Origin of the sequence: Alteribacter populi (assembly GCF_002352765.1) — a bacterium.
GTDB classification, from domain to species: domain Bacteria; phylum Bacillota; class Bacilli; order Bacillales; family Salisediminibacteriaceae; genus Alteribacter; species Alteribacter populi.
In genome coordinates this window covers 306,541-319,571 of record NZ_KZ293963.1, presented here as the reverse complement: position 1 = coordinate 319,571, position 13,031 = coordinate 306,541, and the positions used below count along the sequence as shown (strand labels likewise).

At 41.8% G+C, this 13,031-nt stretch carries 15 protein-coding genes and 1 riboswitch; of the genes, 1 reads left to right on the top strand and 14 read right to left on the bottom strand.

Features of this window, described 5'->3' with window-relative positions; genetic code table 11:
• Positions 1-274: 274 nt before the first annotated feature.
• Positions 275-451, bottom strand: a riboswitch (Lysine riboswitch).
• A 71-nt stretch (positions 452-522) separates the two neighbouring features.
• From CDZ94_RS01610 to CDZ94_RS01580, 7 genes are read right to left on the bottom strand one after another with little or no spacing between them, the layout of a single operon-like run.
• Positions 523-2,010, bottom strand: a complete 1,488-nt coding sequence (locus tag CDZ94_RS01610; protein WP_096434792.1) for a spore germination protein — start codon at positions 2,008-2,010, stop codon at positions 523-525.
• The gene (spoVAEA, locus tag CDZ94_RS01605) at positions 1,988-2,572 is read right to left on the bottom strand and encodes a stage V sporulation protein SpoVABEA (RefSeq protein WP_096434791.1); all 585 of its coding nucleotides are present in this window, start codon (positions 2,570-2,572) and stop codon (positions 1,988-1,990) included. Before spoVAEA ends, CDZ94_RS01610 begins: the two co-directional genes overlap by 23 nt.
• 4 nt (positions 2,573-2,576) lie before the next feature.
• A complete protein-coding gene (gene spoVAE, locus CDZ94_RS01600; RefSeq protein WP_096434790.1) occupies positions 2,577-2,927 on the bottom strand; it encodes a stage V sporulation protein AE in 351 nt (116 codons plus the stop codon).
• A 2-nt stretch (positions 2,928-2,929) separates the two neighbouring features.
• The gene (gene spoVAD / locus CDZ94_RS01595; protein WP_096434789.1) at positions 2,930-3,946 is read right to left on the bottom strand and encodes a stage V sporulation protein AD; all 1,017 of its coding nucleotides are present in this window, start codon (positions 3,944-3,946) and stop codon (positions 2,930-2,932) included.
• 13 nt (positions 3,947-3,959) lie between these two features.
• The gene (gene spoVAC, locus CDZ94_RS01590; protein ID WP_096434788.1) at positions 3,960-4,424 is read right to left on the bottom strand and encodes a stage V sporulation protein AC; all 465 of its coding nucleotides are present in this window, start codon (positions 4,422-4,424) and stop codon (positions 3,960-3,962) included.
• 5 nt (positions 4,425-4,429) lie between these two features.
• Positions 4,430-4,852 carry a stage V sporulation protein AB gene (locus CDZ94_RS01585; protein WP_157812000.1) on the bottom strand — a complete coding sequence of 141 codons (423 nt, stop codon included), beginning with the start codon at positions 4,850-4,852 and terminating at the stop codon, positions 4,430-4,432.
• Positions 4,845-5,462 carry a stage V sporulation protein AA gene (locus CDZ94_RS01580; RefSeq protein ID WP_096434786.1) on the bottom strand — a complete coding sequence of 206 codons (618 nt, stop codon included), beginning with the start codon at positions 5,460-5,462 and terminating at the stop codon, positions 4,845-4,847. Before CDZ94_RS01580 ends, CDZ94_RS01585 begins: the two co-directional genes overlap by 8 nt.
• 390 nt (positions 5,463-5,852) lie before the next feature.
• Between CDZ94_RS01580 and CDZ94_RS01575 the strand changes: the two genes are divergently transcribed.
• Positions 5,853-6,041, top strand: a complete 189-nt coding sequence (locus CDZ94_RS01575; protein WP_096434785.1) for a hypothetical protein — start codon at positions 5,853-5,855, stop codon at positions 6,039-6,041.
• 47 nt (positions 6,042-6,088) lie between these two features.
• Here CDZ94_RS01575 and sigF read toward each other — a convergent pair whose 3' ends face one another.
• The 7 genes from sigF to deoB form a co-directional block, all read right to left on the bottom strand.
• Entirely contained in the window at positions 6,089-6,844 is a 756-nt protein-coding gene (sigF, locus tag CDZ94_RS01570; protein ID WP_096434784.1) for an RNA polymerase sporulation sigma factor SigF, read from the bottom strand.
• A gap of 10 nt (positions 6,845-6,854) precedes the next feature.
• Positions 6,855-7,298, bottom strand: a complete 444-nt coding sequence (spoIIAB, locus tag CDZ94_RS01565; protein ID WP_096434783.1) for an anti-sigma F factor — start codon at positions 7,296-7,298, stop codon at positions 6,855-6,857.
• On the bottom strand, positions 7,295-7,648 hold the full coding sequence (gene spoIIAA / locus CDZ94_RS01560) for an anti-sigma F factor antagonist (protein WP_096434782.1): 354 nt from the start codon (positions 7,646-7,648) through the stop codon (positions 7,295-7,297). Before spoIIAA ends, spoIIAB begins: the two co-directional genes overlap by 4 nt.
• A gap of 160 nt (positions 7,649-7,808) precedes the next feature.
• Positions 7,809-8,987: a D-alanyl-D-alanine carboxypeptidase family protein gene (locus tag CDZ94_RS01555; RefSeq protein WP_096434781.1), complete on the bottom strand. Its 1,179-nt coding sequence runs from the start codon at positions 8,985-8,987 to the stop codon at positions 7,809-7,811.
• Between the two features lie 516 nt (positions 8,988-9,503).
• Entirely contained in the window at positions 9,504-10,808 is a 1,305-nt protein-coding gene (locus tag CDZ94_RS01550) for a pyrimidine-nucleoside phosphorylase (protein ID WP_096434780.1), read from the bottom strand.
• Between the two features lie 25 nt (positions 10,809-10,833).
• Positions 10,834-11,646: a purine-nucleoside phosphorylase gene (locus CDZ94_RS01545; RefSeq protein WP_096434779.1), complete on the bottom strand. Its 813-nt coding sequence runs from the start codon at positions 11,644-11,646 to the stop codon at positions 10,834-10,836.
• Between the two features lie 181 nt (positions 11,647-11,827).
• The gene (gene deoB, locus CDZ94_RS01540; RefSeq protein ID WP_096434778.1) at positions 11,828-13,012 is read right to left on the bottom strand and encodes a phosphopentomutase; all 1,185 of its coding nucleotides are present in this window, start codon (positions 13,010-13,012) and stop codon (positions 11,828-11,830) included.
• Between the last annotated feature and the right edge of the window lie 19 nt (positions 13,013-13,031).

Genomic DNA, 13,031 nt, shown 5'->3' with positions numbered 1-13,031 from the left:
TCAGCCTCCTCGTTCGCAAACCCACGCTCACTGCGGGGTCTTCAGCTGCTCCTGCGGTTCCTCGTCGCAAGAAGAACATTGTTGCTTTTCCCGCTGGAGTCGCCGCCTTTCGCTCCTTCGATTTAAACAAAGGCGTTTTTAGTTTGTTACTTTTTGAAGGCAAGCATTCGCTTGCCTAACGATCAAAAAACCCAATAGTAAAGAGCCTAAACAAAAAAGGTAATCGATACAAGCAGCACCAATTACCCTAGAACGGTTATAATCAACCCTTCATCAATCGGATAGTGCTCCACTACATACGTAGTGACAGTGTATTACTTATTAAGCAATACCCCAGAAAGACCCACTTGGAGCTAGTGTACTTCCTTCGGCAAATTGACCTTTCACCTAGCTTCCCCGTGCTCCAACACTCAGACAGGCTACTGATTCTCTTTGCTCCTCTATCTCATGACTTTCATGAGAGCTATTCAGTTAGAAAAAAATATAACATAAAAAAGAAAAGGCTTCAAGCCTTTTCTCGGTTTACTTAGACTGTTTGAATACATTTTGCGGATGAACCACGCTTGGTCGTCTTCGCTTAACTGGAATAGCTTGACGAATAAGAACGTCATACATCGCTTTTGGATAGAACGGGATAAACGGCCATAGATACGGAACATTTAATGATTTTATCGAAGCTAACATCAGAATAAACACAGTTGTTGCCAACATAAACCCTTGAACTTTAAGTAGAACGACTGAGACAATCAGAGCCAGCCGCAATATTCGTAGAGCTATACTCATTTCATAGCTCGGCGTCGCAAACATGCCAATCGCACCAACTGCGACGTAAAGAATGACCTCTGGAACAAACAATCCAACTTCTATTGCGATTTCTCCAATAAGTAAGGCGGCTACTAAACCAAGTGCCGTCGCTAATGGAGAAGGAGTATGAATAGCAGCCATCCTCAGCAGTTCGATCCCGAGTTCTGCTAATACGATTTGCAGGAAGACGGGAACATTCGTAGTGTCTTCAGGTCCGATAAAATCCAAATGTTCGGGCAGTAAAGTAGGCTCAATAACTAACAGAAGCCAAAGGGGTAAAATAAACAGGGAAAATAAGATTCCCGCAAACCTTACCCACCTTAAGAACGTCCCGATTGCTGGAGCTTGCCGGTATTCTTCCGCGTGCTGGACATGATGAAAGAATGTCGTCGGAAATATCATCACGCTCGGAGAAGCATCTACAATAACGGCCACATGACCTTCTAATATATGGGTCGCAGCTACGTCAGGCCTTTCTGTGTATCGTACAAGAGGAAAAGGGTTATTCCCTTGTTTAACGATAAACTCTTCTACCACTTTATCTGCCATTGTCAAACTATCAATATCAATATTTTCGAGCTCTTTGCGAATAACAGAGACGAGATTCTTATCTACTACACCTTCAATGTAGGTGAGACTAATGTCTGTTTTCGAGCGACGCCCGACTCGCAATATCTCATTTCGCAATCGCTCATCACGGATTCTGCGTCTTGTTAGCGCCGTGTTTTCAATAATATTCTCTGTATATCCATCCCGGCTCCCCCGCACTACACGTTCAGTGTCCGGTTCCTCAGGTCCTCTTCCTGGATATTGCCGGACATCTATTACAATAGCTTCTTTTTCTCCCTCAATAAGAATAAAAATAAGTCCGGAAAGCATTTCGCTAATAGCGTCATCTAGATTATCGACATATTCAACCTGCACGTGTGTGAGATGATTTTCAATTTGTTCTCGTGCGTTTCTTTTTTTTCGCTCAGTCACGTCAATAAACATTAATTCTTTTAGTAATTCAATAATATATTGTATGTCACATAAACCGTTCACAAAATAAAATTGTACTTCTTTATCTAAAATATGTAGTTTACGAACACCTACATCAAAGCTCTCACCAATTCCTACACGCTCTTTGATTCTTCTTTCATTTTCTTTTATATCAAAAGAAAATGGATGGTCTTCTTTCGTCTCATCGTGATGCCGTTCCGTCATAATGTCCGCTCCTTTCTAGTATCATCCGGATCGCCTGTGTCGTTATGGGCGCTCCCTTCTTCGCTTCATCACGTCCTCCCATTTTTCCTAAGTCCCCTATACCCATCACGATTGGAATCGGGAGTTGGTCCAATACATAAACCGTATCCCCTCGAATCCGTCCCACTTCCGAATCGATAATTCCGTCTTTATCAACCCCAAACTCCGTTAATTCTCCGTTACGATCAATAGAAAAATGAACTTTTGTCCACTCATGGGAAAATGATTGCGATGCTACAGCTAGAGCACCTAACAATTCTATTTCAGGATGCTTACATACAGTCATCAACGCCTTCTCACCCGGACCCTCTTCGGGATATCCACAGTCATCAAAAAGAACAAGAACAGGGTCATAAGGGCTTTCTAAGATGAGTTGGATGAGGGATTCCCCACTTAAAGGGCTTGGGTTCCCACCTGATTTGGATATACAAAAACACCCTAATTGCTGAGCGGCTGTTATCACTGCCTCCCGTGCGGAAGCATCTCCATCGGTAATTAATATAACCCGTTTTTTTGAAATCATGCTTTCACCCCTTTGGCTTAAAGATGAGTGCAAATAAAAACCCAAATAGAATCGCTGTAGATACACCGGCAGAAGTTACTTCAAATATCCCCATACCGATCCCTAGGAAACCATATCGATGAGCTTCTGTCATAGCACCATGAACAAGAAAATGACCGAAGCTAGAGATGGGAATAAGGGCACCCATTCCTGCAAAGTCAATTAACCGATCATAAAGATGAAACCCATCTAACAGAGCTCCAGCTACAACGAATCCCCCCATTATATGAGCAGGTGACCACTTCCCAAAATCCATAAACAATTGACCAATTAGACAAAATAATCCACCCACCACAAAAGCTTGTAAATATTCCATTATTACGCCTCCACACTCGGGTCGAGTTCAAACTCCACCGCGTGAGCTATACATGGGATAGTATCTTTTTGTCGCACTGTTAAAGGATTAAACAGAGCACCTGTCGCAATACACAGCACTTTTTTCCAATGTTCACTTTTCATTTTGTGAAACACATATCCATAGAGCACTAATGCGCTACAGCCTGCTCCGCTTCCACCCGCAATTCCTAATGGATGATAGCCATAAATCGTATTCCCCCCATCTAAATATTTATCTGTGATAAAAAGACCTTCTTCTTCACACATGGCAAGAAATTGGCGAGAACCATACATACTTAAGTCCCCGGTGATGATCAAATCATAATCTTTTTCTGTTTTGCCCGTTTCTTTTAAATGTTTTTTAAAGGTATCAAAAGCGGCTGGAGCCATCGCTTGTCCCATGTCCAAAGGATTTTTCATCTCCCAGTCAATCACCTTCCCAATCGTTAAGGAACGTATAGAAATTGGGCTTTCTTTAGTGGAAATGAGCATAGCACCTGCTCCCGTAACTGTCCTCATCGCTGTCGTAGGCTTTTGTTTTACATGCTCTAGCGGCAATCTGAATTGCCTTTCAACGGCTCCGTAATGACTGCTTACAGCAGTTAGTCCGCGTTTTATCATCCCGAAACTTACAAACAATGCGATCAGTGCTACACCTTCCATGGAGGTAGCGCATGCACTAAATACCCCGAGATAAGGCCAAGCGTAATTTCTTGCTGTGTAGTTACTAGTAACATTTTGATTAAGCAGATCACCAGCAATAAAAAAGTCAACTTCCTCTTCAGGACACCCTTTTTTCTTTAGACAAAGATCAACAGCTTCTTTCATCAGTGCCCTTTCTGCTTTTTCCCACGTGCTTTCACCGCAGTACAGGTTATCAAATGATTTATCTAGGTAATGGCCAACTGGTCCTTCTTTCTCTTTTGGTCCTGATACACAGGCCGTCCCTTCCACGTATACCGGATGATTAAGGACCCATGTTTGTCGAAGATTTTTCACGATAATTCCCCCATCAATTAATGAGCGTTTCTACCAATAGTCGAATGAAGGAGACGAGATAAGCTGAAACAACTCCAAATATAAGAACAGCCCCCGCTACTCGAAACATATTTCCTGAGACCCCATACACAATCCCTTCAGCACGAGATTCCATTGCACTACTTGTAACCGAGTTCGCAAATCCTGTAATCGGCACAATAAGTCCAGCTCCTCCTTTTTCAGACAAACGATCGTATACACCTAACCCGGTTAATAAACAAGCGACGAAAATAAACGTAGCTAATACAGGATTTACCGCTTCTTTTTCAGTCAGATCAAACCAATCAATATAACGATTAAAAAGCAGTTGTCCCAAGATCGCGATAAGTCCCCCTGTAACGAAAGCAATGAGAGCGTTTTTTATCCATTTCGGTTTAGCTACAATTTGTTTGCTTCTTTCTGCAAATCGATCCTTTCTGCTTTGTTCAACGGATTTCATTTGATTCACCTCAATGGAGAAAAATACAACCAGTGGAACAACGACCCGGTTATTTTACCTAGTACGATCGCAAACAAGAGCCAGGTGATTCTTTCATCTACTCCAACTCTTTTCGCGAGTATCGGAAATACATTAAGCACTTCTGTTAATGCAGCTGCCAAGAGTCCAACAAAAATGCCCGCTGCTAGTCCTACTGGGATAGCGACCAACTTCGTAATCGTAAACATTGGACTCCCTAAGCTCATCCAAGCACCCGCAAGAGCACCTAAAATGACAGCACTTTCATATTTTGTTATTAGTCGACTGGTACTACTTAATTGGGCAAGTCGGGGAATTATCCCAAGGACAGTTAAAAAAGCAACAAAACCACTTCCAACCGCAATCCCACCCGCGAACCCAATCATCACCGTCATTGCAAAATCAATCATGTTCCTCGTCATTTCCTTTTTCTGATCGATGATTTAACGCCACATACCGGTCAATATTATCTTGGTAATTAAACATCTCCATTTCTAATGGGCTCGGCTCATTATTTATTCGTTTTTGAAATAGATGATTAAAAAACAGAATCATCCCCATCCCCAATCCGAAAGAATAGGGAATTTGTAACCATAGTGGATGTTCAACGGTCACACCGGTAATGACTTTGTAAAGTTTTTGATGAACGCCTAGCATACTGACGTCCTCATGGAAGTTCATGATCGCCAGAGCTGATCCTATAAATAATAAAAACCAAACGAGTGAAAACAAAAGAGGTTTCATTGGTTGTTTTTTGATATCATGCCATACGACTGTCTGAACCGGACCCACAACTTGAACATCTGCATCTGGGTACTTTTTAGCAATTAATGATACAATACTCATGGCTTCAAGAACGATCGGGCTATTTGCATGCTTTTTTCCAACAACAGGGAGCTGGTTCAGGTCGTTTATCCACTCTTCCGGGGCAATAATTTGTGCGACATCTTTAAGGACAAGCGTTTGAGGATGACGAACTTTCACCCGTGCTTTTAATCGAAGATACATCCGTTCTTCCATAAAGTCGCCTCCCTGCTAAGACTTACCTATTTTTCTCCCCTTAGTATGAGACGAAAAGACAATGATCATTCCTGATTCAGTGAATAATTGATGATAAAGCCGAGGGGGTGGCACGTAAGTAAGTTAAATAGAGGCTACTGAATAAATAACCTACGCTTGTGTGGCAAGAGAGTATACTCTTTCTCATGTAAGAGAATCTGCAAGGAAATACCTCTCTTTTTGCTATTTGATTTTTGAGCGTTAGGCAAGCGCACGCTTGCCCTGTCACGCATAGCGTGACACTTGGAAAAAACGATCAAAAAGCAACAAACTTTACGAATACAGCCTTTACCAAAAACCTTGCACCTGATTTTGAGGTACACATGGGAATTGCTAAGGAGTGCTGCTGCAATGGCGGAGACTCCCTCAGGAAAAGCAACAATGGTCTTCTTGCGACGAGGAACCGCAGGAGCAGTAGAAGACCCCGCAATGAGCATGCCTTTCGCGAATGAGGAGGCTGAAGCGTTGCCTGCGGAAAGCGAAACCATGGAAGCGGCACCCTTTGTATTTGGGTTCTTGATTTATTCAGCACCCCCCTAAATAAGAAGGGTTACGATAAAGCCAACGCCAAAAAAAACCAACTGAGGTTACTCCCCCAGTTGGTCTTTTAATTGCTTTAAGATTTTCTTTTCTAGCCGAGAGACTTGCACTTGTGAAATCCCGAGCCGTTCTGCTACTTCTGACTGCGTCTGATCTTTGTAATACCTCAAGTAAACAATCAATCTTTCTCTTTCCTCTAGCTTTTGAATCACGTCCTTCAGAGCAATCTTATCAAACCATTTGCCTTCATTTTGGTCAGAGATTTGATCAAGCAGAGTAATAGGATCTCCATCATTTTCATATACCGTTTCATGAATCGACGAGAGATTACGGCTCGCTTCTTGGGCAAATACGACATCTTCCGGAGTCATGTCCAGACTCTTGGCTATTTCGTTTACAGTAGGGACTCGTCCTAATGTTTTTGTAAGCTCTTCTTTCATTTTACGAATTCTGTTAGCACTTTCTTTAATGGAACGACTCACCTTTACCGTTCCATCATCACGTAAAAACCGCTGGATCTCTCCGATAATCATCGGAACCGCATAGGTAGAAAATTTCACATCGTAATTTAAATCAAACTTATCCACTGATTTAATCAGCCCGATACAACCGATTTGAAACAAGTCATCTGGTTCATATCCGCGGTTTAAAAAACGCTGCACGACCGACCAGACGAGGCGGGTATTATGATTGACAATTCGATCTCTAGCTTGTTGACTCCCGTCTTGCGCTTCTGCAATTAATCGCTTCAGCTCCCCGTCCTTCAAAAACACCTCTTTCTTTTGTTTTACATTCACTTCCATAGGCATACCCCTAATTACACATGGCCTTTTGTTTAGAAAGGCGCTTAGATAAACGTATCGTCGTCCCAACCATTGGCTCTGAGTGAATGGCTACGTCATCCATGAAATTTTCCATAATAGTAAAGCCCATACCGCTTCGTTCCAGTTCCGGTTTCGATGTAAACAAAGGTTGTCTTGCCTGTTCTATATTATTCATACCTATCCCTTCGTCTTGAATCATAATGCGTATCGTATCATCGTCTAATTCCGCCTCAATACGTACCATTCCGTTTTCATCATTTGGATATCCGTGAATAATTGCATTCGTAACTGCTTCGCTGACAACTGTCTTAATCTCTGTTAGTTCATCCATCGTTGGATCAAGTTTCGCTACAAACGCCCCTACGGTAACTCTGGCAAATGATTCATTGTCACTAACTGCAGTAAATGACAACTTCATTATATTTTTTGTCATGATGCCACCCCCAACATCGATAATGCGCTTCCCTCATCTGTTTCCAGTCGAATAATTTTAAATAACCCTGACATGTCAAACAGTCGTTTAATTTGAGGAGAAATAGAACAAACGACCATTTCCCCTCCTAAAGTCTGGATATATTTATACCTGCCTAAAATAACCCCTAAGCCCGAACTGTCCATAAATGTTAAATTCTCTAAATTCAAAAGCATATGTGTTAAATGATGCTCTTTCATCGCTTGATCGACTCTTTCGCGAAGCTTCATCGCCGTGTGGTGGTCGAGTTCACCCTCTAACCGAACGCACAATACATTTTCCTTTTTTTCCAAGTCGATTAGTAAACTCACGATCCCCTTCACTCCTTGCATGTAGGTTTATGGAATCCGATCCAGATTGAATCGTCGCTTTTCGGAATTCCGTAAAGGGAGTTTCGCCTATAAAGGTTTAATCTCCTTCTTCAAAACAAAACTAGTGGATCTTCGCCAAATTGTTTGCTCGAACGACGAATCATGACGCTTCTTTTCCGACGAGAACGGACGCCGTTCTCTTAAATAGTTGCCATAAGGAGGCTTCGTCCACATCTTCTGAAACAACTAAAGGAATTTCAGATAAAATCTTTTGATCCACCTTAACCGTTAAGGTCCCTACTGCATCACCTTGGTTTAACGGAGCTTTAATGTCTTTTTTCCAGTTGATTTCCTCAGTCAGTTCATCAAGTGATTCACCTTTTTTTGTAAGCATGGAAACATTTTCTGCTGTAACAGCATCGACTTTATTTTTTGCTCCTTTACTTACTTTCACCTGACCGATGACAGTGCCTCGATCATGTTGTTTGTGAAGTTGATACTGACTGTAGGCATAGTCAAGCATTTCAGTAATTTGTCGGTTTCGATCTTTCGGAGTGGATGCCCCCATGACAACTGCGATTACACGCATATCTTTTTTATTTGCAGTTGCCGTTAAACAATATTTTGCTTCACGAGTATAACCTGTTTTCAACCCATCCACACCTGGATAAAACTTTACTAGCTTATTTGTATTCACCAGCCAAAATTTGTTATCTGAGTCCGCTCGTAAATAATCTTCATACATGCTCGTAAAATCTGTAATCGATTCATATTTTAACAACTCTTTAGACATCATCGCTAAGTCGTTTGCCGTTGTATAATGATTCTCCGCAGGTAATCCGTTTGAATTTACAAAGTTTGTATCTTGCAACCCTAGCTCTTTTGCTTTATCGTTCATCATATTGACAAACTCTTCTTCAGACCCCGCTAAATGTTCAGCCATAGCTACAGAAGCATCGTTCCCTGAGGCAATAGCAATACCTTTGAGCATTTCCTCAACGCTCATCTCTTCTCCAGGCTCAAGGAAAATTTGTGAGCCGCCCATCGAAGCTGCACGCTCACTTGTACGCACTTGTTCATCCAATGAAATTTTCCCATTTTCAAGCGATTCCATTATTAATAGCATCGTCATAATCTTCGTCATACTTGCTGGCGGTAATTGTTCATTGCTGTTCTTTTCAAATAGGATTTCACCGGTATCTCTCTCGATTAAGATCGCCGAACTAGAATCATCCGCAAGTTTAACGCCACCTTCCTCCCCAAACGTCTTTGTAGGTACAACCCCACTAAACATGACGGCAACAATCAGAATAATTGAAAAGCGAGATAACAACTTCATTACACAGAACCCTCCTAGGTCTTTTTCTTTACCATTCTGCCCTAGTAAAAATGGTTTATACGTTTGATAGTTTCGACAACAGAAAAATTATGATTCTTACTCAAAAAGTAACACCGGTCAATTAGGTTTTTGCTAATAGGTTTTTGATCGTTGGTGAGCGAATGCTTGACCTTGTACTTCATCAAAAAATGGTTTTATACAGAAAATGCAAGCATTTTCGACCGCAGATTGAAGCTGATTTCTGGCTTCTTCTGATGGGCTAAATTGACCTCTTAGCTTTTCCACGAAAGTAATGCTTGTCGCTAGAGCAAGATGTTACTCCAATTACTAAAAAGGTATCCACAACCTAAGCAAATATAAAATCGAGTAGGAGGGGGTGACTAACCCCCGACCTCTCACCCTTGTCTTAAGCTAACCGCTACTACTGCCTTCACGATTCGGGACTCGAACCCTAGAGAATATGCCTGGCGCACACAAAAAACCCTATTACGCTTATTCGCGCAATAGGGTCGCTGATTATTTTTCAACTACATCATAAATGAGCGGCGGGGCGCTCACTTCCTCTTCTGCTATTTTATATGATTCGAGAATTCTTGCTTTGCAGTCATCTACTTCTTTTTGATTACTGTGAACCGTAACTAGCGTGTCACCTTTTCTAACACGATCACCCATTTTTTTATGAAGGACAAGACCAACTGCAAGATCAATTTCCGAGGACTTTGTCGCTCTTCCAGCTCCTAGAATCATTGCAGCCGTTCCGATTTTGTCCGCTACAATACCTGATACAAAGCCATCGGTATCAGCTTGCACTTCATAGGTGTAAGCCGCTTTTGGCAGCTTGTCAGGGTCTTCAATGACAGAAGCATCACCGTTTTGAGATTCTGCAAACACTCTTAATTTCTCAAGCGCACTCCCATCTTCAATAGCGCGGGTTAATAACACTTTTGCTTCATCATGATCTTTCGCTTTGCCAGCTAATACGACCATATGGCTGCCCAGAGTCAAGCATAGTTCTGTTAAGTCACTTGGTCCTTTTCCTTTTAAAGTATCTATAGCTTCTTTTACTTCCAAAGCATTGCCGATTGCATATCCTAAAGGCTGACTCATATCGGAAATAACCGCAGAAGTTTTTCTCCCTAAGTCATTTCCGATTTTCACCATCACTTCAGCCAATTGCTTTGCTTCTGATAATTCTTTCATAAATGCACCAGATCCTGTTTTCACATCTAAAACTATCGCGTCTGCTCCAGAAGCAAGTTTTTTACTCATGATCGAGCTAGCAATAAGAGGAATAGAGTTGACCGTAGCCGTTACATCACGGAGAGAGTACAGTTTTTTGTCAGCAGGTGTTAAGTTAGCCGTTTGTCCGATAACCGCGAGTTTATTCCGGTTTACTAGCTCGATAAACGTATCATTGGTAATCTCGACACTAAACCCGGGAATGGACTCAAGTTTATCGATCGTTCCCCCTGTATGACCTAACCCGCGACCGCTCATTTTAGCAACCGGAACACCAACACTTGCTACGAGAGGAGCTAAAACGAGCGTTGTTGTGTCCCCTACTCCACCTGTACTATGTTTATCCACCTTTGTTCCTTGGATGTCAGCAAGGTCAATCGTCTCTCCAGAATGCACGATGGCATTCGTCAGCGCCGCACTTTCTTCATCTTTCATACCTTGGAAGTAAACAGCCATCGCCCATGCACTCATTTGATAATCAGGAATCTCATTATTTGTATACCCTTCGATAATAAAGCGCATTTCTTCTTTATTTAATGCTGTACCATTTCGTTTTTTTTCAATCAAATCAACCATTCTCATTCGTGGCAACCTCCTTTACTCTATATTACATTTCTTTGACGATACCTTTTACTAGCTCCAAGAAGTCAGCCTTCACTTTTTCCGTCGTTTCAATGACTTCATCATGATGTAGAGGCTGATCCAAGATACCTGCAGCCATATTTGATATACACGAAAGGCCTAAGACGTTCATTTCACAATGTTTGGCAACAATCACCTCTGGCACTGTGGACATCCCTACTGCATCTCCACCGAGAATTCGAAGCATTCTAACTTCGGCTGGGGTTTCATAGGAAGGTCCTGTGTTTCCAACATAAACCCCTGTTTGCAATGAAATACCGAGTTTATCTGCAATGCTCTGAGCCAAGGTTTGATGTTTTTTGCTATACGCTTCACTCATATCCGGAAACCGCGTTCCCATCTCTTCTAAATTAGGACCAATTAACGGGTTTGTCCCAAAATTATTAATATGATCCTTAATGAGCATCAAGTCTCCTGCTGAAAAGGTATCGTTTACTCCACCAGCAGCATTAGTAACAATAAGCTCTTGAACTCCAATGGCTTTCATCACACGAACAGGGAGTGTCACGAGTTCCATATCATAACCTTCATAAAAATGAAAACGACCTTGCATTGCTACGACTTGCTTTCCCTCTAGCATCCCAATTACTAACTGCCCTTTGTGACCTGCGACGGTTGATGTTGGGAAACCGGGAATCTCCCCGTAAGGAATGACGGTAGCTTCATCAATTTCATCGGCTAGTATACCGAGACCAGAACCTAAAATAAGACCAATTGCGGGCTGAGTTGATAACTTCGATTCAATATACGTTTTAGCTTCGTTAATCATGTTTGACATAGTATTTAACAATCCTTTCTAGAAGTTGTTTAGATGATTTTTTAAAATGTCCGGAAATATTATCGCCTGACACTTCGACCTTGCGGTATTTTATTTCCGAAGCGATCAGCTCTTTACTCTAAGCTGCGCCACTTCAACCTTCTCTACTCTATTTATTGAACACGCCACACTTACAAGGTTTTTATTTCAGTTCGCTTAAAAAGCTGTTTCCATGTGCAGGCATTTTTACACCAAAGTTATCTGCAATTGTGGCACCAATATCAGCAAAGGTTGATTTTTCGGTTAATTGGTTACCGCTAGCAAATTTCTTGTTATAAGCAATAAGAGGTACATACTCACGCGTATGGTCTGTTCCATGATGAATAGGATCGTTTCCATGATCGGCTGTAATAATAAGAAGGTCGTCACCCTTAAGCAAATTGAGTACTTCTGGTAAACGGGAATCATATTCTTCTAATGCTTTTCCATATCCAATCGGATCTCTTCTATGACCAAATTTAGCGTCAAAATCCACTAGGTTTAAAAAACTGATTCCAGTAAATTCTTTCTCTAATGTCTGAACAAGCTTATCCATCCCATCCATATTGGAAGTCGTTCGCAAGCTCTTTGTTATCCCTTCTCCATCGTAAATGTCGGAGATTTTTCCAATCGCGATGGAATCATAGCCACTATCTTTTAATTCGTTCATCACCGTTCTTCCGAAAGGCTTTAATGCGTAGTCATGGCGATTTGACGTGCGTTCCCATTGCCCTGGAGATCCGATAAATGGTCGCGCAATAATGCGTCCCACCATGTATTTTTCATCAAGGGTTAGTTCGCGTGCAATTTTACAAATCCAATAAAGCTCTTCTACTGGTACAACCTCTTCGTGAGCTGCAATCTGCAACACAGAATCAGCAGACGTATAGACAATTAAATCACCTGTATTGACGTGATGTTCGCCAAGTTCATCTAGAATCCCCGTTCCTGATGCTGGTTTATTGCCGACAACTTTCCGACCTGTCTTTTTCTCAAGCTCATTAACAAGCTCGTTTGGGAACCCATCAGGAAACGTTCGAAACGGCTGTTCTATATGTAAGCCCATAATCTCCCAATGACCTGTCATCGTGTCTTTTCCATTAGACGCCTCAGCCATCCTTCCGTAGTGCGCTGAGGGTTTGTCTGCTTTGTCAACTCCTTCAATTTCGCGAATATTCGCTAGCCCTAACGCCGCCATATTCGGCATTTTCAGCCCGTTCATTTTTTCAGCAATGTGTCCTATTGTATCAGCCCCTTCATCATTAAATGCAGCAGCATCAGGAGCTTCACCAATCCCTACTGAGTCCATTACAATTAAAAAAATACGATTAAAGCGCTTTCCTTGCATAAAAAGTCCTCCTTAGTAC

Excerpts from the sequence above, each read along its gene's own strand:
- spoVAE (WP_096434790.1), bottom strand. The coding sequence starts at position 2,927 with ATGGAATATTTACAAGCTTTTGTGGTGGGTGGATTATTTTGTCTAATT.
- deoB (WP_096434778.1), bottom strand. The coding sequence starts at position 13,012 with ATGCAAGGAAAGCGCTTTAATCGTATTTTTTTAATTGTAATGGACTCA.
- CDZ94_RS01610 (WP_096434792.1), bottom strand. The coding sequence starts at position 2,010 with ATGACGGAACGGCATCACGATGAGACGAAAGAAGACCATCCATTTTCT.
- CDZ94_RS01580 (WP_096434786.1), bottom strand. The coding sequence starts at position 5,462 with ATGGAAGAACGGATGTATCTTCGATTAAAAGCACGGGTGAAAGTTCGT.
- sigF (WP_096434784.1), bottom strand. The coding sequence starts at position 6,844 with ATGGAAGTGAATGTAAAACAAAAGAAAGAGGTGTTTTTGAAGGACGGG.
- spoVAEA (WP_096434791.1), bottom strand. The coding sequence starts at position 2,572 with ATGATTTCAAAAAAACGGGTTATATTAATTACCGATGGAGATGCTTCC.
- CDZ94_RS01575 (WP_096434785.1), top strand. The coding sequence starts at position 5,853 with ATGGCGGAGACTCCCTCAGGAAAAGCAACAATGGTCTTCTTGCGACGA.
- CDZ94_RS01555 (WP_096434781.1), bottom strand. The coding sequence starts at position 8,987 with ATGAAGTTGTTATCTCGCTTTTCAATTATTCTGATTGTTGCCGTCATG.
- spoVAC (WP_096434788.1), bottom strand. The coding sequence starts at position 4,424 with ATGAAATCCGTTGAACAAAGCAGAAAGGATCGATTTGCAGAAAGAAGC.
- CDZ94_RS01545 (WP_096434779.1), bottom strand. The coding sequence starts at position 11,646 with ATGTCAAACATGATTAACGAAGCTAAAACGTATATTGAATCGAAGTTA.
- spoIIAB (WP_096434783.1), bottom strand. The coding sequence starts at position 7,298 with ATGACAAAAAATATAATGAAGTTGTCATTTACTGCAGTTAGTGACAAT.
- CDZ94_RS01550 (WP_096434780.1), bottom strand. The coding sequence starts at position 10,808 with ATGAGAATGGTTGATTTGATTGAAAAAAAACGAAATGGTACAGCATTA.
- CDZ94_RS01585 (WP_157812000.1), bottom strand. The coding sequence starts at position 4,852 with ATGATTGATTTTGCAATGACGGTGATGATTGGGTTCGCGGGTGGGATT.